A 22,272-nucleotide genomic window follows, 5' to 3' on the forward strand; every position below is an offset into this window, starting at 1 on the left:
CTTCTAGAGCGCCAGGAGCCACCATTACCATCGAGCCATCAGAAGCTCGCACCACACCCCCAGTATCTCCCAAAGTTGCCGGTCCGAGTTGCGGATTTTCTACCCGTATTGGAATAACTTCCACCGCAGAACCGTTGCTAACCGTTACAGTGGCGTCCCCCGACTTCAATGCAGTAACTAAACCGTCCTCACTCACGCTCAAAACTGAGGGGTCACTCACCTCATATCGCGTCCCCGACTCATCAGTGTTTAAGTTAGACGAATTGGATAATCCGTTTACCTTCACCGACAATTGCCGAGTCCCCCCAACCGGCAGAGAAACCGCATCGGGATAAGGATCTAACCCATAGATTTGAGCCAGCGCCACACTAAATTCTACTTCACTGACAGCACTGCCTGAATCATTGGTCGCCGCCGGCTCAAGGGTGAAGCGAATCCCCTTAAACTCCGACACATTGCCATTTTCATCTATCGCCCGCAAATAAAGGGCGTGACTTCCCTCTGGCAGCGCCCCGCCAAATATTTCCTCTAAGGCGTCGCGGTCTAATAAAAACGTTCCATCCTCATTGAGACGGCTGGCAATCTCAGTAAAACTCTCCACCGGCATCCCTTCAAAACCGGCACGCAAGCTGAAAATCCCGCTGACATCAATAACAGTACCCGCAATCGCCGGGTCAGAGGTAATCCCATCTGCAGACTCCTCACCCGTATCGTTCTCTAGATATGCCGCAATTTCTGGCGGTTCGGTGTCCGCTGAATTGATTTCATCTAAAATTTGTCCCCCCAAAACTGTCCCGCGCCAGTCTAGGGATGGTACAATTACATTATTTACCGATGGGGCTGTGCCCGTCGCACCGGCGACCTGAAACATCACATCGTTGTAATCCTTATCCGCACCGGCATTCACCTGCATATCTTCAAAAGCGAAAGCGTAACCAGTGCCGGTGACATCAGCTATTTGCCCTGAATTGAAAGCATCCCTGGGGTCAGCTGTGGCTAATGAAAACAGGGGGCGTCGCGTGCCGGTCAGTGCCGGATTGTTAAAGACATCCTGTATCCTATTCCGGGGGGCTAATATAATCCCAAACTCATCCCCGGGATTCATAGATACTGTCTTGACGCCCTGATATGTCCCCTTATTCCAATTTTGCGGCTCAGCCCCCAAAATCCCGGCCAACTTAGCCCCTTCTGTGAAGTCAGAGATGACGGTATGCCCCTCAGAAGAATTACTCAGCGCCCGCCGCGCGGCTTCTTTGGCAAAGGCACTGTAATCGTTCAGGAAAGCCGACATGCCCTTTAGGTTAAAGATGCCTACCTCTCCCTCATAGAAGCCGCCATCAAATAGATAACTTATATCGACTTTACCTGTTGGGCCTACTTTAAACACTCCCGACTCAAAGGGGTTATTATTGCTAGGGGATAGTGACTGACCTGTGAGCGGGTCAGTGTTGGTTTTGGGACTCACTTCCAGCATATACGTCGCCGCTCACCCGAGAGATTTCAATCGAGTAGTCCCCCGCAATTAAGGCATCGGCATTAATCACTTCTGGACTTGTTCCGCTATTAGATGATGTGCGCAGTACAGAGCCGGTGCTGTCCAGCAATTTTATATCGGCATCGGCGCTCAATTCGCCCACAGACAGACTGAAACTCCCCGGTGCGTCCAGAGTAAGCCGGTAAATGTCTGTTGGGTCGGCGCTCAATACATTGCCGACATATGTGGAGCTGCTGTCTAACGAGCCAATGTTGAAGTCGGACATCACTCACCTCACCTGCAAAGTACGCACCATCAAGTTGCAGTGTCAGTAACTGCTCGAATCTCTCCGTCACACCTGTCGGGAGCGGCTGACTTGTTTTTTACTGTAGCGAGTTTTTTTTTGGCTGTCAAACTTCTGCGCTCTCCCCCTCTGACCCTGGGATTTTAATAATTTATCTTTTTGATTAGTATTTCTAATCTTTGCGGGTGAGCGCCTGAAGCCCCGGTCTTTGTTATGATTAAACAGCCGTAAATTAGAAATATACCCCGCACCGGCACCCCCTCCGCACCCCCTGAGGGAGCGTTTTTAGCACGCCTGAGGGCGGAATCATTAAAAAATTAAATAATTCTTAAGCGGAATTATTAGAAATTTCTATAGCCGCCCGCCATGCCAGCCGGCACACTGCTGCATAACACCCAAAAGGTGCCGGTGTCAAGGGGGAATCTCTTAAAAAAGACTCTTCTCAATCAGCTCTTGCCGCTAGAGCACCTGTCTAAAGGGCCATCGACCGCAGGCGCGGCGCGTCTATAGCGCTGCTGCACGGCGGCAGGGATGGTAGGGGCAACTCCCGTCGCGACTGTCCCGAAAGGATGACAGGGCGGTCTGGTGCCCGGTCCGCGCCGGTGTTAGGAGGCCGGCCACGGGGGGCATCGGTGTCAACTTAAGCAAAAAGAGGGGGAGCTGCGAAAATTGGGCCAAAGCCTCTCCTCATCGGGGCAGTTACCCTTCGCCTCGCAGTGCCGGCGGCACGAGAAGCTGCGAAAACTGGGCCAAAGCGTCTCCCGAGCGGGGCAGTTGCCCTTCGCGTGGGAGTGCCGGCGGCACGAGAAGCTACGAAAACTGGGCCCAAGCCTCTCCTGCAAAGCAGACTATAGCGATATTTTGCGTGAAGCATCACGCTAATATAGAAAGCCGGTGTCAATAACCTCCTTTCTGTCCAAGTTCAAGATAAAATTCACTCTTTTTCGGGAGACACTGACTTGGGGTTTTGGCTGGATTTATAGATGATGGTGGTGTCAGCCAGAAACCACTGTCCGGTAAGTGTATGGTATACCGAAGATGCGGCAGCCAATGAGAAAAAGTTCACCGACCAATTGCTGAACTGGCTCCCAGTGGGGGGACTACTGATTTTCGATTTAGGCTTTTTTAAGTTTCCTGGGTTTGATGCCTTTACCAATGAACAAAAATTTTTTGTCACCCGGCTGAGGGAGAGAGCAGATTAGCGTGTCATCCGCTGCCTGTCGAGTTACACTACAGGGATGAGATTATCCCAATGGGGCAATATCGTTCTAATCCCTGCAAGCATCCCGTCCGCTTAGTTTCGGTGTGGTGGGGTCAAGCTTGGTACAATTATCTTACAAACGTACATAACCCGAAGTTTTTATCTCCGCAGCAGGTGTGTGAATTATATAGGCGTCGCTGGCGTATTGAGGATGCTTTTTTGTTGACTAAACGTCTTTTAGGGTTAGCCTATCTCTGGATGGGGGATAGCAATGGGATTCAAATTCAAATCTTTGCTACTTGGATTTTATACGCTGTTCTCAATGACTTGTGCCTGCAAGTGGCCCTGGCCCTCAATTAACCTTTGGAACGGATCTCGGTCGAGATGGTGTTTCGGGGTTTGTACCATTATGCTCAAGCATGCTTTGCGGGATTCAGATTGTGAGTTACTTAGCTATCTAGTGGAACGTCACAAACTTTTAGGGCAGGTATTGCAGGAGCGCAAGCGTCATCGAGATAATGTCGCTCGCGCTGCTGAAATCTGGGGCGAGGCTCCTTAAGTTGACACCAATGGGAGTTCCCCCGCCCCTACTGGCGATGGGAAAACCGGTTGGTTTGGCGAGATCAGTGCTACAGCTGTTATGCCAGGTTGACATAGATAGTATTTTTTCCCGGCGACCAAATGCAAAAGTCAGGGGCGATGGGTTTTGCCGGCATAATGAGCCGGCGCTCTCGATGCTTGTGAGAGGGGAGCGCTGCTGGGGCGCAGCAACTGCTGACTTTTCTCAGTGGGCCCACTGGAATTGAGGGAGGCGATCACAAGGGTTGCCCCCGCGCCGGCGTCCCTGAGTGGGGCCAACTTGGAGCGTGCCGGCCTGATGGAAGGCGCAGCGGGCCGGTGCCAATCTGAAAGGGGCAAGAATGCCGGCAGGGCACCGACTGGGGACTTCAGGCATTTCAATCCACAATCTCAATCCACAATCCTCACCCATCCCCGGCGCACGTTGTAGATCAGCCGGTTGATGATGTCGTGTTCATTTTCGCTAAGGGAGCCCTTTAGTAGTGCAGCCTTGAGCAGTTGCCGGTCAGTGCGAGTTACGACATTAGAGAACATGACCTGACCGTACAGTTCTTCGAGCGTGACTTGGTAGAGATAGTTGGGAAATTGCATTGTTCTTACGGAAAGTGGTTATTTCCAAGACACCGGGCGATCTTAGTAATTTGGGCGGTTTCCCCATGAGCCTGGGCGATGGAACCAGTTGCGCAGGGGCGATAATATACATCTATTTTGAGGGTTGAAGTCTTCAGCTACTGTGATATTAATCCTTTCATTTTGTGATTCACATCGCCCTGACCAGTGACATAAATCCTGAGGTTTTGTGATTTCAGTCGTTTAAGGTTGGTGAGAGGAATCATCTGCGTAGCTGATTTGAGTCCTTGCAAATAGGCGACACCAGTGTTTGGGGTGGCTGATGTCTGCCTCTGAGGGCTTCAGACCAATTACCTTCGTTGAGTTGAGCGTTATTAATTGCAGGCTCCGGATGTAAAGTTGCCGCACGCCCAACACCGGGCACTTGAGCCGGCAACACCAAGAAGCCGGCATGGTAGCATTCGCAAAAACACTGGTGGGTGAGGCAACCGGCTGTGATTGCTGTGCGCTACAGCCCCCTTGGGTAACTGTGGGTAACGCTGGGGGTGCCGGCGCTCTCGCTACTGGGGGCTGCCCCACAGAAACAGAGAAAGCCGCTCTCGATATTAGCCTTATTAATTGTAAGCTCCGAATATAAAGTTGCCGCACGCCCAATATCGCACCGGGCACTTGAGCCGGCAGCACCTAGAAGCTGGCATGATAGCATTGGCAAAAACACAGGTGGCTGAGGCAATCGGCTGTTTTGCTGTGCGCTGCACCCCGCTTGGGTTGCTGTGGGTATAGCACTAGGCACTTAGGTTCGTACATTTCGGCCTCTTTTGCACCCCCCCAGTCCTGCTCCTATTGTCCTAACCCATATTACTACTGGAATATAGACGTAGGCCAGCGTCTGGCTGCCCTGAAGGTCTAATGTTCTAACCTAAGTGCATACTGCTATAAAGGTAGGGGTGCCGGCTCTCCTGCTCCCGGAGGCTGCCCCACTGAGACAGGGAAAGCTGCTCATAGATTAGCAAAGGAAGCGAATATCCTTAAGGTTCCGCCACCGCGCCGGTCAGACAGATCCGCCGGTAGCAGGTTATTGAAGCTGACCGCACATCAGTACGGCCAGCCCGGACATGACGCGACATCTGCCTGACTTCGCAGTTTGGTAAAGCGTCAGGGGGAGCATCCCAGGTTTGTAAATAAGCTCTTTGCGTGCGTTATCCCTCTCCTGTCGCTTTGGGGCAATTTGACGAATTTGCGTCATTTCAGACAACGACAGATCGGGCTTTGACCCCGGGGAAGACAAAAGGGGGATACAGCAAAATTAGCTGCAAGTGCCGGCTGGCCATAAGTCTTGACCTGCGAGCGAGAAACTGAATCTAAATGGCTCAGGAGATTTTGACTAATTTCCACAGCCAGATTCTCGGCTTTTTTGGGTAAATCGGCTCTATCTTAGAATTCGGATTGACTTCCAAAATTTGGGTGCGGAAAGTCAGGGAAGGTCTGTAGACAAAGACGTTTGTGAACTCGGGAGAAATCTTAGGTGTGTTTGGGTTAACTGCCAGCTGAAACCGAGAGTTATGGTTGAGCAGATAGCTGAGAGAAACCACATTACCGAGACTGGCTTCAGAGAGGTTGCTTATCACCAGAGGGGCAGGTGCTTGGTTGATGATGCGAGCGATTTTTGGATTGTAATATCCCCATTCCTTATTCCACCAGGTGTCGGCTTGGGAACTAATCGCACAGGAGAGGACTCCACTCGATAGCAGCGCAACCGCGAGTATTTGCCACAGCTTCTGTCGCCGGCTGTTCCAGGAGCTGAGTTTAGTGGCGAAGAAGTAAGCAACAGCAAGCTGAAGACCTAAATAAGAAGGGAGGAGATACCGGCTCTTGGTTGAGCGGATACCTCCCCAAATTATATCTGGCAGGATTAGGGCTAGCGCCGTTACAGCGATCGAGGTCAGGATAAAGAGCCAAATGTGTTTGGGGGTGTGGCGGCAGAGACAATAAATCGCACAGGCGAGGAGAGCTAATATAATTAAAATGCCTGGAATGAGGGGGATAAGATATATTAATGGGGCGTCAGATTTCAGGCCAAAATCAAAAAAAAGGCGGCTGATATTAGCCGCCCAGTTTATTATCAAAAACTGAACATTGGTTTGGAGGCCAAGCCAGCTTGTTGTAGTAGCAACTTTTGCTGAGTTAGCGATGGCGATGGCAATCCAAGGCAGGAAAGTTAGTAGCGCAGCGCCAGAGGCTAGCAGGAAGGCAGTTCCCCTCGCACTCACTCGCCAGCGTTCGCCGAACCCGACATATATTCCATGTCCAATTACAACCAGCACGGACAAAAAATGAGTGTAAAGTCCCAGGGAAACTGTAGCGGCATAGATGCCCCAACTGGAGACTCGTTTAAGCCGCATCGCTCGGAGGAGTGAGGCGTTTGCTAGCAGGACTGTTACTGTCCACAAACTGTAGGGTCGGGCTTCTTGAGCGTACAGCACGTGGAAGGGGGAAACGGCTAGAAGTGCGCAGGCGACCCAGCCGGTCAGAGAGGACTGAAATAATTCTAAGCACAGCCAGTAGATGCAAGGAAATGCTAGCAAACTGATCAGGGCAGACAAACTCCTCGTGACGGCCACAGAATGGCCAAAACCCTGAACCCAGAATCGCGCTATCACAAAATAGAGGGGCGTCAGCTGAGGTTCTTCTTGCGCCAGTCCCTTAATGGTATCGGTGACGCTTTTTTCTGGATTGGGGCGCTGATATTTCTGTAAGTCTTCGATGGTTATTACCTGACCCCGGGCGACTTGCTGAACTGCTTCTGCCTCGGTGTAGCCAGAAATCCGCAATGAGGTAAAAACTTCATCGTACCAGTAGAATTTTCCGTCCAGATTGAAAAATCGGAAAAATATTCCGACGGCCAACAGGACGGCGATTAGAAGCCGTAATTTGCTTGTCATGTATAGCAGTAGCCACTTAGGTGAGGACATTCCGGCTCCAAAAGCTCCCCCGCTCCAAAAGCTCCCCCGCTCTTCTGGTCCTAACCAATATGACTGCTGCTATATCAGCTGTAAACTGCGGATTGGCAATCAGAGGGCATGGGGCCAGTCTGCAGGCGCAGCTGGGGGAGCGGGGGGAACCTGGTGGCGGCGGTGCGGACCGAGCGCCGCATTAGAGGCGACACCGGCGTTCGTAGATGCGCGGCAAGTCGAGTGTCGTGTCCAACGGGAACTCACCCACGATTCGCCGGTGGAAAATCTGCCCTGATTGGCATGGGGTCTGGGGTTTTTGCCCGCTCGATCTGGCGCAGGGATGCGGTGCCTGCTTCGATGTGACTAGCGGTGATAGGAAGCGGAGGCTCTAGGGGTGTACCCTTTAGCGCCATTGGCCACTACACCTAAGACTGAGGCTCCAGAAATTTTTAATCCATCGAGTGCTTTATCTACCATAGAGCGGTCTGTTTTGTCAAGCCCGACAACCATGACCATGCCATCTGTGTGAGCGGCTAGGATGTTTCCGTCTGAGAGGCCCGCGAGGGGGGGTGTGTCGTAGATTACCAAGTCAAAAAAGGCTTGAAATTGCTCCATGAGATAGAGCATCTTTTTGGATGAGAGGAGTTTGATCGGGTCATTAGGGATCGGGCCGGCAGTCAGGACAAAGAGGTTGTCCTCTCCGGGCAATTCTTCTGACCAGACGCTGTGGGAGCGCTGGATAACATCATTGAGACCGATGTCTGAAATGATGGCATCGCTGAGCCCCCGGACGTTGGGTATGCCCAACCGGGTGTGGAGCTGAGGCCGGCGCAGATCGGCGTCCACCAGCAAGACGCGCTGACCGATTGCGGCTGCGGTCTTGGCCAGGTGGATAGCAACAGTAGATTTACCATCTCCGGGTGCGGCGGAGCCGATGGCCAGAGAGCGGACAGGCATCTGAGGGCTCAGCAAACGGATATTGGTGTAGAGAGAGCGGAAAGCTTCCAAAAGGGGAGAGCTGGTGTACGGCACCGCCTTGCGGGCCTTGCCGAGCAAGAGAGTGCGGCCAGAGGCGGGGGCCACACCGGCAGCCTCTGGGACAGGAGCGATTTTATCGAGTCCCTTGGCCAAAGGAATCACCCCCAGTAGGGGCAGTTTAGTTGCGCCTTTCACTTCTTCGGGGGTGTGGAAGACGGTGTTGAGAACCTCTACGAGGAAACCGACCCCGATGCCCAACAGGGTGCACAGGATCACGGCGATAGCTAGCTGGCGGGAAGTTTGTTTAACGGTAATAGACACTGGCTGGCCTGTTTCATCGCGGATGATATCGGGCTTGGCAATGATTTGCCAGTTCACTTGCTGCTGGGCGGCACCGAGCTGCAGGGCCTCTCGCTTTTCTAAAAATAGCTTCAGGCTATCCGTTGCCACGGACAGTTCTCTGTCTAAATCGCCGTACTGGCGCAGGACGGTTGGAAATTGTGTGATTTGTTGATTTAGAGAGTCCTCTTGTTCGGCCAGGACTTTCTCGCGAGCCTCTAGTTGCTCTACTTGGTCTGCAATATTTTTGACGGATCTTTCAGCTTCTCGCTGCAGCAGGAGGCGCAAATTTTGCTGCTTTTCCCGCAAATTCTGCATGGGCGGGCTGTCTTCACGAAATTGGGCTGAATCTGCTGCCATTTGAGCTTCTACTGCATTTAGCTGTGCTATTAAGGTTTCGTAAGCCTTTGGGTTTATCGCTAGTAGTCCGATAATGTTGCCGCTATCTAGCTGCTGTTTTGCATTCTGGTAAAACTGTCTTGCCTCAGCGAGTTGAGCCTGAACGTCGATTCGCCGCGTCTGCAGAATGCTCACTTGATCGGCCTGGCTTCTGCTGGTTATTTCAGGAAGGGTTAGGCGGGACTCCTGCCGCAGCTTTTGCATCTGTCCTTGGAGTTGATCCACTCGCTCCTGCAGTTTTGGAAGCTGGGAGTCTATAAACTTTATTGCCTGATTGATGGTTGTCAGGCGCTCTTGTGTGATGTAATTTAGGTAATAGTCAGCCACTTGCTCCAAGACCCATTTTATTTTTTTCGGATCTTCCTCTTGGTAGCGGACATCTAGAAGTTTTGTGCCAGCTTGTTTCCCATCTCTTTCATAATTGACACGGCTAATCATCAGCGCTGACACCAGGGATTTATAACTAATGTCTGGATACTTTGCTTTCATCTTTTCTACCAGGGGTGTCAGAATTTCTGGGCTTTTTAAAACCCGAATTTGAGTTTGGTAATCCACCAAACTTGTTTCTTCGACCGAGGAGCCTATTTTGCTCAGGTCTGCCACCCCTTCATTAACGCTTTGAGCCTGCAAGTAGAGCCTAGCCAACCGGCCTTCAGCAGTGACCGGCTCAACCAGGACCCTAAACGCGCCTTCATACACTCTAACAATCTTCTTCGATTTATAGATGATGACGCTGCTGGCGAGCGCGGTCATGGCGATCGCCACGCCGGCCATGACCAGTGCTCTGCGGCGCACGACACCAAACAGCCAAGCCATGTCCAGCGTTTGCTGGTCACTTTCTTCGACAGCCGGTGGGGAGAGCTGAGGCAAGGAGCGAGGCTGCTGGCCATTCCGCTTGCTGGAAATTGGCTGAAACTGGTAGTCTGTATCCATGTTTTTTTTATCTCCTCCCTGAAAATTAATTGGTATTCAGCTTAATAATTCCCAAATTGTTAAGCAGCCCCAAAACTACATTAGGAATGCTGAACAGTGCCAGTACGCCCGAAGCTGTAGGATTTACTGCAGCGTTCACGCTGTCCACGAACCGGGTCATGCCAGTTCGTCTTACGACTATTATGTCGTTATTGCGCATTACGGGATTGGTTCCCTCACTGATTCCTTGGGCAAGATCGATTTCCACAGTGCGTTTAGAAACCGTGCCATCAAAATTGAGGCGAATCAGTTCCACAGACTCCTTCTGAGCTCGACCGGGCGAGAATCCTCCCGCTGTTAGCAGCGCTTGATTCAAGGTTGTGTTCGGTGGGACTCTCAGCACTCCGGGACCTCTAACTTCTCCTATTACACTCACTTGAATCACAGGGGGAGAAAAGCTAGCCTCAGCTAATTGAGTTATTTCTGCCGGGTTTACCGCAGTTGCAGTGGGAACGAGAATTGAATCTCCGCTTTGAACGATGGTGTCTTGATTGACATCCCCCGTCTGCAACAGCTGCCACAGGTCCACATTAAAGATTTGTTCGGCACCGGCTTTTGTGGGCCGGCGTATCTGAACCTGGCGAATATTAGCCAGTGGCTTGATACCCCCAGCCAGCTGAATGGCCCGTGTCACCGTTGGCAGCCCAGCGTTTCTGATGTCCACTGTCGTGTTTCCTCCGAGCAAGACATAGTTGCCTGGACGGAATACTTCCCCCAACACAGCCACATTGCGAGGTTGGTCTACGGGGGTGGCGAAGCTAGCATCTGCTAGTTGGCGTGCTTCTCCCAGGTTGATGCTGGTTGCCGTGGGCACAAAGATGGCGTCCCCATCCCGCAAGGTGATGTCTTGAGTCAGATTGCCGGTCTGCAGGTATTGCTGGAGGTCGAAAGAGATGACTTGCTCTGGCCCTAATCCGGGCCGCCTGCGCAGCTGCACCCTGCGAATATCGGCGGCTAGGGTAACACCCAGAGCCTTTTCAAGGGCCTGCACCAAAGTTGGGAATTGAACCGAAGGTCTGTTGCCGCCGCCGGATGCCAGGGGGAGTGAGTAGGAGCCTGGACGGTTCACCTCCCCGGAAATCCAGATATTTAAAGGACGTGTGGCCTGGAGGCTCACCGTAATCAGGGGACGTTTGAGGAAGCGTGAGTAGGCGGCTGAAACAGCATTGGCAGCCTCCTCCAGTGTCAGGCCCTGGACGGATATGCTGCCAATCAGGGGCAGCTGTATTGCGCCACCTGCCGGAATCTGGTACTCGCCACTGAACTGGGGCAAGTCGAATACATCAATGCGGATGTTGTCACCGCCTCCTAAGGTGTACGTTCCCGGCGGCTGTTGGGCCGGGCTAGCATTAGGTGGTGCTGGGGGAGAGTTTGGCACAGTTGGCAGCTGAGCCAGGACAGGAGATGGGCCAGATGTGGCCATGAATGCCATGACGGTCAGAGCCGCAACCGGTTGGGTGATGGGTTTAGGGAAACCTGCACCGACCATACGCTACATCCTTTGCTTGATTCTTTCAATTTAACCTCCTCTGGAGGAAACTGCCAACTTGGGGCCACAGGCAGTGGCGCACCGTTCTCGGGCCGGTGAAATAGGGTACACTGTAAGGAGTGCGTCAAGTGGCCTCAAGATAGACCGGCTTGACTCTCCCTGACAAACTGCGCCGTGGTTCCTCGCAACTAATGGCGCAGCGGGATCGAGCATATACCTTTTTCCCCAACCCTTGCGCGGTCAGGGATTCTCTCTTGGCGTTTCCCCTGGAAATTGCTAGCATTTTACGGGGCGTGCGCAAAGCGTGCATAGCAGTGAGCGAGCCGGTAGAGAAGGGGGGGTTAGGGCTAGCATGCGAGCCAGCCTCCTTTATTACTCCTATCATAATTGTCGCCGATGATTTCCCCAATTTACAGGATGAGGGCCCGGGGTTATGAAAGAAATTCTTAAAGATCCTTTTCTCCTATCTATTATAATAGGTATGTCGGCTATTTATATATTGCTAACATATAATGCTGCAGCGAAAAACCCCAGGATGTCTTTAGGATTGGGTAGATTTTTTGCGGGCATATTTCTGTTTGCAATATCCGGTGCTACTGGGGTAACAGTAATGCCTTTCAAGAAGTTGCACCCCCAAAACCTTGCTAATTTTAATACCACGCCGATGACTATAATTATGCAGCTCGGCATATATGCGGTATTTCTTATTATTTTGTCTCCCCGACTTAGCCAGACGTTTAAAAACCTACTTCAAGTAGGAGTGAGCGTAATTATATCCGCCCCATACCTGGCAGTTATTTTATCCCTTATCAGCCTATCGTTTTTTTGGTCTGACACCCCAACACACACTATTAAAGCTAGTTTGGTTATTTTAGAAACAGCTGGAGTAGCTATTTATATTGGCAAGCAAAACAAGTGGGATGAACTCTATCCTTTTATCCGATATGTAAACTTATTTGTGCTTCTATACAGTCTGACAAAAACCTCGCCAACTGCTGAGGGGAATTGGACGGGTATATTGGGTCACAAAAACCAGTTTTCATTTTTCATGGCTCAAACTGCTGTTTTGTGGCTTGTGCACGCCATATATTCACCGAAGCAGCGAAATTTTTCTATTATTATATTTATGCTGGCATTGATTGGTCTGCAAAAAGGAGGGAGTGGGGCGAGTAAAGTTTTAGTTCTTGTATTATTTAGCCTGTGGGGCTATCTTGGGGGGATCAAAAAAATGCCGGTCAGGGTGGCTTTTGTGTCCTTCATACTTTTTCTCATAGTAAGCATTTCTTTGGGGATGGTGATATTAAACAACTTGGAGGCAATTGTTGTAGATGGTCTCGGGAAGGATATGACGCTGACTGGGCGCACGGAATTTTGGCCCCAGATAGTTGATAAGATAAACCAGCGTCCATTACTAGGCTATGGGGTGGGTGGCTTTTGGCAACCTTGGCGAGGTATTGACAATCCTGCTGCTAACATTATAATAGTTAAAAGCCAATTTAAGCCCCCCCACTCTCACAACGGCTTTTTAGATTTGGCCTGTGACTTGGGGTGGGTGGGGTTAGGCTTATTTGTTATTTCCTTCTTCATTAATATTGCTAGGGGAGTTGTCTATCTGACTCGCGCTAAAATGCCTGAGGCTGGCCTGCCGCTTCTGCTGTTAACGTATATACTTATGACGAACCTTACCGAAACCGGTGTTTTTGCGGTGTCCAGTGTTTGGTTTTGGTATATAGTAGTAACAGTTCGCTTGAGCCTGGACACTGCAGGGAAGACATAAGCGCGAAAATTGCTCCGGAAACCAGTTTTGCTATAATTGGGGCACGCACCGGACAGGCCAAGCTGCAGCCGCCGAAAGGGCCGGTGATGGCAGAGCCGTTCCTGTGCGCAGTTGGTGCCCGCTCATCCAGTCCTCAACTTTTTTTGTACCAAATTGTAAAATTCAGATGTTAGACAAGCTCACTAGGGTAAGTCAAAAGTTCAGCCCGGGTCTGCGCAAGATTATCAGCAACACAGCTTGGCTGTTTGGGGAAAAAATCCTACAGATGGGCCTGGGTCTGCTGGTTGGGGTCTGGGTTGCTCGCTATCTCTCACCGGAAAAATTTGGCCTGCTCAACTACGCCATCGCCTTTGTGGGGCTGTTCAGTCCGATTGCTACCCTGGGGTTGGGTCAGATCGTGGTGCGCGACCTGGCCAAAGACCCGTCCTGCAAGGAGGAAACTCTCGGTACAGCCTTTGTGCTAAAACTGCTTGGCGGCATCGTGACATTGCTGTTAACGGTTGGGACGGCTGTCCTGCTCAAGCCTGAGGACACCCTGACTCAATGGTTGGTGGGGATTGCAGCAACAGGGACAATTTTTATGGCTTTTGAGTGCATAGATTTCTGGTTTCAGTCCCAAGTTCAATCAAAATATACTGTTTGGTCTACGAATTCAGCATATTTGCTGATTAACGGGGTCAAGATTGCACTGATCCAGATGGGAGCGCCGCTAATTGCGTTTTCTTGCGCCCTGACGGCAGAGAAGGCTATGGGAGGGGTGGCCCTGGCGATTACCTATCACACAAAGGGCCATTTCCTGAAAGCTTGGCGATTCAGTTTTGCCCGGGCCAAGTACCTGCTAGTGCAGAGCTGGCCGCTGATTCTGTCCGGCTTCGTGATTATGATATATATGCGGATAGATCAGGTGATGCTGGGGCAGATGAGAGACAATACCGAGGTGGGAATTTATTCGGCAGCGGTGAAAGTGTCCGAACTGTGGTATTTTATTCCCGGGGCCATCGTCCAGTCCGTTTTCCCGTCGATTGTGAAAGCCAAGGAAATTAGTGAAGCTGTGTATGAGGAGCGGCTGCAAAAACTTTTTGATATAATGTCGTTAATATCTTACTCTGTGGCCATCCCCCTTACCATTTTTTCTGGCCAGATTGTCACACTCCTGTATGGACAAAAGTACGCGGCATCGGCTCCCTCATTAGCGGTTCTCATTTGGGCGGGACTGTTTGTCTCTTTGGGGCTAGCAAGAAGCCCTTCACTAATAACAGAAGGTTTGATGAAGTTTTCTGCGGCCACAGCAGCAGTGGGTGCTGCTGTTAATATGGTATTTAACTTTTTGTTAATTCCCAGCTATGGAGGTCTGGGGGCAGGGATTGCTACTGTAATCGCCCAAATGGTAGCTGCTTACGGAGCGCACGCACTTTATCCAAAAACGAGAAAGATTTTTATTAAGCAGACCAGATCGCTGCTCCTGCTCGATCTGATTAAAGATTTACTGAAAAGAGCGCGATCCAACTAGATGACCCTCCTGCGCCTAGGTAAAATAGAGGAGTATGCTAACATGTCTGATTGGCAGTTGAAAACCCCTGTCGTCTTCATCATCTTCAAACGGCCAGATACCACTGAGAAAGTATTTGAGGCCATTCGCCAAGCTAAACCAACCAAGCTTTTAGTAATTGCTGACGGCTCCCGCGAGGATCGCCCCGGGGAAGCGGAAAAGTGCGCTGCTGTGCGTGCGATTATTGACCGCGTTGATTGGGACTGCGAAGTTTTGAAAAATTATTCGGAGATTAATTTAGGCTGTAAGGATAGGGTTTCCACTGGTTTAGACTGGGTTTTCAATACAGTTGAAGAAGCTATTATCCTGGAGGATGACTGTTTGCCCCATCCTACCTTCTTCCGCTTTTGTGAGGAGCTACTGGAGAAGTATCGAGATGATAAACGGGTGATGTCTATCTCAGGAACTAATTATCAGTTTGGTCGTATCATAACAGAGGAGAGCTACTATTTTTCGATTTACAGCCACTGTTGGGGGTGGGCTAGTTGGCGCAGGGCATGGCAATACTATGATATAGAAATGAAGCTATGGCCAAAGCTTCGGGAGGGATATTTTCTGATGAATATATTAGGAGACTATCATGCAGCCCAAGCTTGGGACAGCGCCTTTCAATGCTCATATGACGGCACAGTAAATAACTGGGGTTTTAGGTGGACATTCTCTTGCTGGATTCAAAGTGGACTCCATATAATTCCGGATGTTAATTTAGTTTCTAATCTGGGATTTGGGCAAGAAGCAACTCACACTGGAGGGGAAAGTAGCGTGTACAGTAACATGCCGGTGCAAGCTATGACATTTCCTTTAAAACATCCACCCTGTATGCTCCGAAATTTTCAAGCTGATCGATTCACACAGAATACATATTACGATTACAAGCCGAGCTTGTTCAGGCGGATCGAAAGGAGAATCAAGAAAATTTTAGGATTAAAAAGTCTTTGATTTTTTTTAGTTCCCTGTGCTGACTTACTCCTAGATAGTTTGGGAGAGTAGATTTAACGCAACGGGATTAAAAGATATCGTCGAACACCGGCAAACCGGCTACCTAGCGCGACCTTATGAAATTGAAGACTTAGCCCTAGGAATTGCCTGGGTGCTAGAAAACCCAGACCGGCATCAAAAACTCAGCCAGCGCGCCCGCCAAAAAGCCGAACAAGAATTCACACTAGAACTGCAAGCTCGCCGCTACTTATCTCTCTTTACCGAAATCCTCTCACCGGCTTGCTTCCCCAGCCCCGAACTAGGCCAACTTCCGGGGATCGTATTTGCAGTAAAGACTTTTATTCCTTACAAAAGCCGGTCGCTTATAAAGACACGCCAGTCGCCTCCCGAAAGCCCAAAGAAAGCGAACCGTCAGTGCCACCTTAAACCGGCACCGGCACCCCCCACCGGCACCCCGCACGCAAGAGGTCATTTTTACCTATGATCTAAACATGCCCGATCCGGGATCTGCCGGCACACCGGCCCGCTCCCAAAACTTCCTATGGAGAAACAGCCATGATGAAAGCCCAAGATATCATGACCGAAGACGTGGTCACCATTCGGGGCTCCGCTACCGTAGCCCAAGCGGTGGCGCTGATGAAACTGAAAAAACTCCGCGCCCTCATCGTGGATCGCCGCCACGAACAAGACGCCTACGGGATCGTCACCGAAACCGACATTGTTTACAAAGTCGCCGCCTACGGCCACGATCCCAAAAAGGTGCGGGTCTACGAAATTATGACCAAGCCCTGCATCTCGATCAATCCCGACCTCGGCGTGGAATACGTAGCCCGGCTGTTTGCCAACACCGGCATCCGCCGCGCCCCAGTCATCAAAGGCGAACTGCTCGGCATAATTTCCGTCACCGACATCCTCACCAAGAGCGACTTCGTAGAGCAGCCGAAAAGCCTCCTGCTCGATCAGCGAATCCAGAAAGCCGTCGAAGAAGCCCGCGCCACCTGCGCCGAGAAAGGCCCTACCTCCAAAGAGTGCGCCGCAGCTTGGGATATTGTAGAGGAACTGCAAGCCGAGGCATCTCACCAGCGGGGCCAAAAGCTCGTAAAAACGGCCTTCGAGGAGTATTGCGACGAGAATCCCGACGCTGCAGAAGCTCGCATTTATGAGGTATAACCTCCAACGCGCCTAAAAACAGGCCGGAAAATTGGCACCTGGCTGGCACCGGCTCCTTGAGAGGGCACTTCTCCTTTGGCCACTGCTGGGTGCCGGCAAGCCCGGACGGTGCGCTAAGTCTGAATTGCACCGGCAACCGGCAATCGACTAGCAGCCAAATGCCCACCTTACCAAGCTAGCTTCTCGATCCCCTCTGGCTGCGAAGCCTCTCCACTCCCAAATCTCTTGCCGAACCCTGCGATCCCCGCTCGATATTCGGGAATCCTAGAAATTACATAGAACTATCGCGAGTGAGTCAGAGGTAAGCAGTATGGATGCGGATGAACTGCTGAAGCGATATGCAGAAGGGTACAGGGATTTTAGGGGAGCAAATCTGCCAGAGGCCAACCTGATCGGGGCAAATCTGATCAGCATCAACCTCACACAAGCCAATCTGAAAGAAGCTTCCCTGGCCAGGTCAGACCTGAGCCGGGCCTTCCTCATGGAAGCAAAATTAATGGGAGCCTTCCTCTACGGTGCCGACCTGAGTTTTGTCAAGCTCAAAGGCAGCAACCTCATGGAAGCCGACCTGACAAAAGCGGATCTCAGAGGCGCTCAACTGGCCAATGTGGATCTGGCAGGCGCTAAATTGAGCGGCTCTATCCTCAGCTGGGTCACTCTTTATCGGGCTAATTTACCGGGTGTCAACCTGTGCGGTGCCAACCTCAATGGCATCAACCTGCGCTCGGCCAACCTCACCGGCGCTAACCTCAACTGGACGAACCTCAGTGGGGCCAGATTGAGCGGAGCCACACTCAAAGGGGCGCAGCTCAACGGAGTCAAACTGAGTCGGGCATTTCTCAACGGGCTCAACCTGGAAGGCATCAACCTCAGCGGCATCGATCTGAGTTCCGCCAAATTCAGCGGGGCCAAATTGCACGGTGCCAACCTCATCGGTGCCGACCTGACGGAGGCTCAAATGCGGTTTACCGACTTGGACGAGGCAAACCTCAAAAATGCCGACCTGCATCAAACCAACCTCAGAGGCGCTCATTTCAATGAAGCCAACCTGATGAAAACCGACTTGCGGGAAGCGGACTTGAGGAACGCAGACCTGAGAGGGGCCAATCTGAACTTGGCAAACCTCACCGGCGCGGACCTGAGTGGGGCGAACTTGCAGGGAGCTTACCTGTGGGGGGCAGAGCTGGATGGGGCCAACTTGACCGGTGCGGACCTCCGGGGGGCCAGCCTGCGGGACGCATCCCTGACCGGAGCAAACTGGCGGGATGCTATCCTTGATGGGGCCGTGATGCCGGCTGGCACGCTCCGCTGCGCCTAAATTGCATAAACACGCTTTCGCAGAAGTTAAGGGGTTTGTCAAACCCGCTCGCGCCGGCGAGCGGAAAGCCATACGCTAAGAAGCTCGCGGCGCAGGCCAGTGGGGGCGGAAAGCCGGCTCGGGAAGCAAACTCCTTGCCGGTTAAAGTCTGACGCCACAAGTTTAAACTCATTTAAAGTGACCAGTAATTTAAGAGGATAAGGTAGGCGAATTAATTGTAACATCTTCCCCGCCGGTGAACCCTGTTTCTTTCATACAGCTGGCTTGTTTGCGCTCTGTTTTTTTCTGCCTACCTGTTTATATCACTTTCGGGTGCGTAGATTTTGGCCGTAAGGGGCGGGTCGTTCCAAAATTCCGAAATATATGCCGGTGGCAAAAGTTTGCAGTGAGGTTCAGGTTTGTAGGGAGAAATGTCGGGGAATGTCCGGCGATTCAATTATCTAATCGTCACACCGGCTCGAAAAGTTAAAAAATTGACTGCCCTCGACTGGGGCAACATCAGGGCTGAACTGACGAAGGTTGAGCTGAATTCGGGGAAAATAATATGGAACCTGTGGAATTGCTGCAGCGGATCGCAGCAGGAGAAAGAAATTTTAGTGGGGCAAATTTAATCGGGGCTAACCTAGAAAGAGCCTGCCTGTTCTGCGTCAATTTGTCGGGGGCAAATCTTGCGGGGGCGAACCTCAGTCGAGCTTTTCTAACGGGGGCAAATCTCAGTGGGGCATTCCTGCAGCGAGCCGATCTGAGTTATGCCAAAGTCAACGAAGCCAGACTGACCGGCGCAGACTTGACAAAAGCCAACCTGAAAGGAGCTTTTGCGGTTAAGTCGGTGTTCTCAGGCTGCTCCCTCAGTGGGGCAAACCTCGCGGGGGTCAACCTGCGGCTGTCTAATTTGGAAGCGGTTAACTTCTGCGGGGCGGATTTGCGGGGAATCAATTTGCGCTCGGCTAATCTGAGGCGAGCCAATCTGAATTGGGCCAACCTCTGTGGGGCCAGATTGAGCGGTGCCACTCTGCGCGGAGCGCTATTAAATGGGGTGAAATTGAGTGGAGCTTACCTGAATGGAGTGGATCTCAACGGTGCCGATCTCGATGGGGTGAACTTGAGTGAGGCAAAACTGAGTGGAGCCAATCTCAGTAGGGCAAATCTGTCAGCGGCTAACCTGAGTTCCGCCTATCTGCGCGTGGCGTTCCTGTCTCGCTCGAACTTTCACGCCGCCAACTTGCACCGGGCGTCGCTGACTAAGGCCGATTTGTGCGAAACAGATCTCAGCTTGGCAGATATCTCGGAAGCGAATCTGAGTGATGCGGATTTGACTGGGGCCAACCTGACGCTGGCAAATTTGTCTGGAACAGACCTGACTGGGGCTTGCCTGCGGGACGCCGAGCTGTGGGGCGCTAGTTTGAATACAGCGCAACTGCGCGGTGCCGACTGCAGTCGGGTGGCGCGGGGCGCAGATGGAAGTGGCTGACTTTTTTATTTGAGTTGTGAAACCGCAGAAACCCGGTTTCTTTAAGAAACCGGGTTTCTGGCCCCCCACAGTTCTCACAAACCATTTAGAACCGCTATATCTGCCCCGCTGGCGTCTCAGGAAATTGGGCCACCCAACCGGCATCTGGCGGCGTACCGGCGTGCGAGCGCCCAGTCGTCACGCGCAGAGCAGATTTTACCAGAACGCCGGCGGGGCTGCTGTTGCCCAGATTGCAGAAAAAACAAAAAAACAATCGCACTGCTTGACTTTTATATTAATCTTTGTAAAATCGTCTGCATAACACTCTCTCGGCACAGAAGCCAGCCTTTATGAAACCCATCAACCAGATGGCCAAACTGATTCTAGTTGGACTCCTCAGCTTGAGCAGCCTTGTGGCTCTCTCTGCATGCCACCAAGATGTCTCCGAGAGCTCCAGCAAGCAGGCCACTGAGAATTCTACTGCTGAGAGTCAGCCAGCAAGCACCGCCTCGTCTGCCGCAGCCGGGACTACAGCCGCTGCGCCGGCAACTGCACCGGCAGCTGGGATCAAAACAGCAACCACCGCAACCACCGCAACCACAACCCCAGGAAGCACAACCCCAGGTATGGCAACCGCGCCGGCAGCCACAGCCACCACAGCCGCTACCCCGGCAGCCACAGCCACCACAGCCGCTGCGACAGACGCCGGCAAGACAAATGTGGTGGATCTAGCAGCGTCTAGCGGTGAATTTACAACTCTGGCAAAAGCAATCGAAGCTGCGGGACTGACTGATACATTAAAAGGAGCTGGCCCTTATACCGTCTTTGCCCCCACAGATGCAGCTTTTGCGGCTCTGCCGGCAGGAACCCTAGAAAAATTATTGCTGCCAGAGAATAAAGAAACATTAAAGAAAGTTCTCACCTACCATGTGCTGCAAGAGCAAGTGACTTCCAAGGACATCAAGCCTGGAGATGTGGCCACTGTGGAGGGAAGTACGGTTAAAGTCGAGCAAACTGGCAGTGAAGTCAAAGTCAACGACGCCACAGTCACTAAGCCAGACCTACAGGCGAGCAACGGAGTGATTCACGCCATTGATAAGGTGATTATCCCTCCGGATGTTAAGGCAACTCTCGAATCTGGCAGCCAATCTAACTAAAAGCTTTAGCGTTAATAACGCCTCACCTAACCCCCCACACCCCTCTTCCCGACAAAGGAAGGGGGGTTTTGACTTCCCTCGGTGCGACAGGAGTCTTTGAGGGACTGAGAAACCCGGTTTCTCAGTCCCTCACTAATATGAGAAAGGCTATATTTGACTCATCGTCCAGGCAGCTGACGCTCACAACCTAAACGGGGTGCCTTTCGAGAAACCGCCAACCGAGATCGTCAACTCGCCGCCATATGCGAATCGCTACGACTGCACCAGCACCTATTCCCTGGAACTGTAAAGAAAAGCTAGCGCAGCAGATAAGCCGGTGGGAAGCAGAAAATGCCAACAGTCAAAGTTGAATTACAGCTGTCTCTCGAAGCGGAGGGAAATCGTTCGCGCTCGCAGATTTAAAGTTATAGCAGTAGGCAGTTAGGTTAGGACGTAGGACAGGCGTCTCGCCTGTCCCAGATATCTTCAGGCCCGGCGTTAGCGCAGCGGCGCGTAAGCGCTACGCCGTACCTACGTCTAGACTTCGTATCAAGCGTGTCCTAAACAGACTGTTTATTGCTATACAATCTACCAATTTTGAGGATTAAAAATTAGCCCAGGCACGACTTAGCGGTTTGTTCGCGATGTGGCGGCGGATTTATTTCGGGGTTCTGCCGGTGCCAGGAGTTATCTGTGAGCCCGCCCCTACGGACAATTTAGCTGAGAAACACGGCTAGCAGCGTTGATTTTTGATTCAACTTGAGATAGACTTGAGATAGAGTAGTGCGATTACTGCGGAACTTCTAAGGATTGCAGAGCGGCCCAAACCGTTCTCTTCCCGTAAAAGAAGAACCTACTGTTTTAGTGGTAAAATCAGTGTATGTCTAGCATTCATACGGGTATCGAGTGGACTGATAGAACATGGAACCCCACGACTGGCTGCAACAAAGTGAGTCCGGGTTGCACGCACTGTTATGCGGAAGCGCTGACGAAACGTTTCCACACAAATTTCCCTCAAGGCTTTAAGCTGACGCTGCACCCAGAGCGCTTAGAAGAGCCTAAACGCTGGCGCAAGCCGAGCCGTATTTTCGTTAATTCGATGAGCGACCTCTTCCACGAAGAAGTGCCGGTTGAATTCCTCAAACAAGTCTTTGATATCATTCGTGAAACCCCTTGGCACATCTATCAAATTCTGACCAAACGGCATGAGCGCCTGCTTGAGCTAGCCGGTCAATTAGATTGGCCTGAAAATATTTGGATGGGCGTGTCTGTGGAGAACCAGCACTATGTTCAGCGTGTTGATTGTTTGCGAGAAGTGCCCGCAACGGTGCGATTCCTGTCATGCGAACCGCTTTTAGGCCCTTTGCAACTGGATCTTACAGACATTCACTGGGTTATTGTTGGTGGCGAGTCTGGGGTAAAACACCGTCCTATGAAAGTAGAGTGGGCGCAGAGCATCCGCGATCAGTGTCAGGAAGCTGAGGTGGCCTTTTTCTTCAAGCAAGTTGGCGGAAGAACACCCAAAGCTGGAGGGCGGCTTCTGGATGACAGAATTTGGGATGAGATGCCAGAAGCCTGGGCTCTGCACCGCCAGCAATGGGAAGGGCGCACTGTGGGAGGGTTGCGGAAATCAAATAAAGCCGGTCTTACGGCTTCTTCGGTGGGAATGTAACT

General features: G+C 51.6%; 19 protein-coding genes and 1 pseudogene. 11 read left to right on the plus strand and 9 right to left on the minus strand.

Annotation, left to right across the window (positions count from 1 at the left end; all coding sequences use genetic code 11):
• Together OSC10802_RS54400 and OSC10802_RS0113630 are read right to left on the minus strand one after the other, a co-directional pair.
• Positions 1-1,474, minus strand: a 1,474-nt coding sequence (locus OSC10802_RS54400) for a DUF4114 domain-containing protein (RefSeq protein ID WP_044170126.1), incomplete at its 3' end; no start/stop codon positions are given.
• A complete protein-coding gene (locus OSC10802_RS0113630) occupies positions 1,443-1,760 on the minus strand; it encodes a PPC domain-containing protein (RefSeq protein ID WP_017717317.1) in 318 nt (105 codons plus the stop codon). The genes OSC10802_RS0113630 and OSC10802_RS54400, both read right to left, overlap by 32 nt.
• 1,001 nt (positions 1,761-2,761) lie before the next feature.
• Here OSC10802_RS0113630 and OSC10802_RS54405 point away from each other — a divergent pair.
• A pseudogene (locus tag OSC10802_RS54405) lies at positions 2,762-3,538 on the plus strand (IS4 family transposase); the annotation flags it as partial.
• Positions 3,539-3,669: 131 nt separating this feature from the next.
• Here OSC10802_RS54405 and OSC10802_RS49750 read toward each other — a convergent pair.
• The 4 genes from OSC10802_RS49750 to OSC10802_RS0113660 form a co-directional block, all read right to left on the minus strand.
• Positions 3,670-3,939 (minus strand): hypothetical protein, encoded by a 270-nt coding sequence (locus OSC10802_RS49750; RefSeq protein ID WP_155967708.1) that lies wholly within the window; start codon positions 3,937-3,939, stop codon positions 3,670-3,672.
• Between the two features lie 9 nt (positions 3,940-3,948).
• Complete coding sequence (locus OSC10802_RS0113650) at positions 3,949-4,149, minus strand: hypothetical protein (protein ID WP_017717321.1); 201 nt, start codon at positions 4,147-4,149, stop codon at positions 3,949-3,951.
• A gap of 1,054 nt (positions 4,150-5,203) precedes the next feature.
• The gene (locus OSC10802_RS52935) at positions 5,204-5,374 is read right to left on the minus strand and encodes a hypothetical protein (RefSeq protein ID WP_017717322.1); all 171 of its coding nucleotides are present in this window, start codon (positions 5,372-5,374) and stop codon (positions 5,204-5,206) included.
• Positions 5,375-5,498: 124 nt separating this feature from the next.
• Entirely contained in the window at positions 5,499-7,070 is a 1,572-nt protein-coding gene (locus OSC10802_RS0113660) for a glycosyltransferase family 39 protein (RefSeq protein WP_017717323.1), read from the minus strand.
• Between the two features lie 89 nt (positions 7,071-7,159).
• Here OSC10802_RS0113660 and OSC10802_RS55620 point away from each other — a divergent pair, with 89 nt between their 5' ends.
• Positions 7,160-7,285, plus strand: a complete 126-nt coding sequence (locus tag OSC10802_RS55620) for a hypothetical protein (RefSeq protein ID WP_255349138.1) — start codon at positions 7,160-7,162, stop codon at positions 7,283-7,285.
• Positions 7,286-7,445: 160 nt separating this feature from the next.
• On the opposite strand, the gene OSC10802_RS0113670 is transcribed toward OSC10802_RS55620, so the two are convergent.
• Together OSC10802_RS0113670 and OSC10802_RS0113675 are read right to left on the minus strand one after the other, a co-directional pair.
• Positions 7,446-9,731 (minus strand): GumC family protein, encoded by a 2,286-nt coding sequence (locus OSC10802_RS0113670; protein WP_017717325.1) that lies wholly within the window; start codon positions 9,729-9,731, stop codon positions 7,446-7,448.
• Between the two features lie 25 nt (positions 9,732-9,756).
• The gene (locus OSC10802_RS0113675) at positions 9,757-11,259 is read right to left on the minus strand and encodes an SLBB domain-containing protein (RefSeq protein WP_017717326.1); all 1,503 of its coding nucleotides are present in this window, start codon (positions 11,257-11,259) and stop codon (positions 9,757-9,759) included.
• A 433-nt stretch (positions 11,260-11,692) separates the two neighbouring features.
• Between OSC10802_RS0113675 and OSC10802_RS0113685 the strand changes: the two genes are divergently transcribed.
• The 7 genes from OSC10802_RS0113685 to OSC10802_RS0113710 all read left to right on the plus strand — a co-directional run bounded on the left by OSC10802_RS0113685 (position 11,693) and on the right by OSC10802_RS0113710 (position 19,483).
• On the plus strand, positions 11,693-13,036 hold the full coding sequence (locus OSC10802_RS0113685; protein WP_017717328.1) for an O-antigen ligase family protein: 1,344 nt from the start codon (positions 11,693-11,695) through the stop codon (positions 13,034-13,036).
• A 166-nt stretch (positions 13,037-13,202) separates the two neighbouring features.
• The gene (locus OSC10802_RS0113690) at positions 13,203-14,546 is read left to right on the plus strand and encodes a flippase (RefSeq protein WP_017717329.1); all 1,344 of its coding nucleotides are present in this window, start codon (positions 13,203-13,205) and stop codon (positions 14,544-14,546) included.
• Positions 14,547-14,588: 42 nt separating this feature from the next.
• Entirely contained in the window at positions 14,589-15,524 is a 936-nt protein-coding gene (locus OSC10802_RS0113695; protein ID WP_026098454.1) for a hypothetical protein, read from the plus strand.
• A 34-nt stretch (positions 15,525-15,558) separates the two neighbouring features.
• A complete protein-coding gene (locus tag OSC10802_RS56460; protein WP_155967713.1) occupies positions 15,559-16,008 on the plus strand; it encodes a glycosyltransferase in 450 nt (149 codons plus the stop codon).
• Between the two features lie 71 nt (positions 16,009-16,079).
• On the plus strand, positions 16,080-16,694 hold the full coding sequence (locus OSC10802_RS0113700) for a CP12 domain-containing protein (RefSeq protein WP_017717331.1): 615 nt from the start codon (positions 16,080-16,082) through the stop codon (positions 16,692-16,694).
• 310 nt (positions 16,695-17,004) lie between these two features.
• Complete coding sequence (locus OSC10802_RS0113705) at positions 17,005-18,012, plus strand: pentapeptide repeat-containing protein (protein ID WP_017717332.1); 1,008 nt, start codon at positions 17,005-17,007, stop codon at positions 18,010-18,012.
• 544 nt (positions 18,013-18,556) lie between these two features.
• Positions 18,557-19,483 carry a pentapeptide repeat-containing protein gene (locus OSC10802_RS0113710; RefSeq protein ID WP_017717333.1) on the plus strand — a complete coding sequence of 309 codons (927 nt, stop codon included), beginning with the start codon at positions 18,557-18,559 and terminating at the stop codon, positions 19,481-19,483.
• A gap of 94 nt (positions 19,484-19,577) precedes the next feature.
• On the opposite strand, the gene OSC10802_RS49765 is transcribed toward OSC10802_RS0113710, so the two are convergent.
• Positions 19,578-19,742 carry a hypothetical protein gene (locus OSC10802_RS49765; RefSeq protein WP_155967719.1) on the minus strand — a complete coding sequence of 55 codons (165 nt, stop codon included), beginning with the start codon at positions 19,740-19,742 and terminating at the stop codon, positions 19,578-19,580.
• 70 nt (positions 19,743-19,812) lie between these two features.
• Between OSC10802_RS49765 and OSC10802_RS40085 the strand changes: the two genes are divergently transcribed.
• Positions 19,813-20,619 carry a fasciclin domain-containing protein gene (locus tag OSC10802_RS40085; RefSeq protein ID WP_017717335.1) on the plus strand — a complete coding sequence of 269 codons (807 nt, stop codon included), beginning with the start codon at positions 19,813-19,815 and terminating at the stop codon, positions 20,617-20,619.
• 859 nt (positions 20,620-21,478) lie between these two features.
• Positions 21,479-22,270 (plus strand): DUF5131 family protein, encoded by a 792-nt coding sequence (locus OSC10802_RS0113725; RefSeq protein WP_026098455.1) that lies wholly within the window; start codon positions 21,479-21,481, stop codon positions 22,268-22,270.
• Positions 22,271-22,272: the final 2 nt, after the last annotated feature.

Source organism: Kamptonema formosum PCC 10802, from assembly GCF_000332335.1.
Classification (GTDB): Bacteria; Cyanobacteriota; Cyanobacteriia; order Cyanobacteriales; family Oscillatoriaceae; genus Oscillatoria.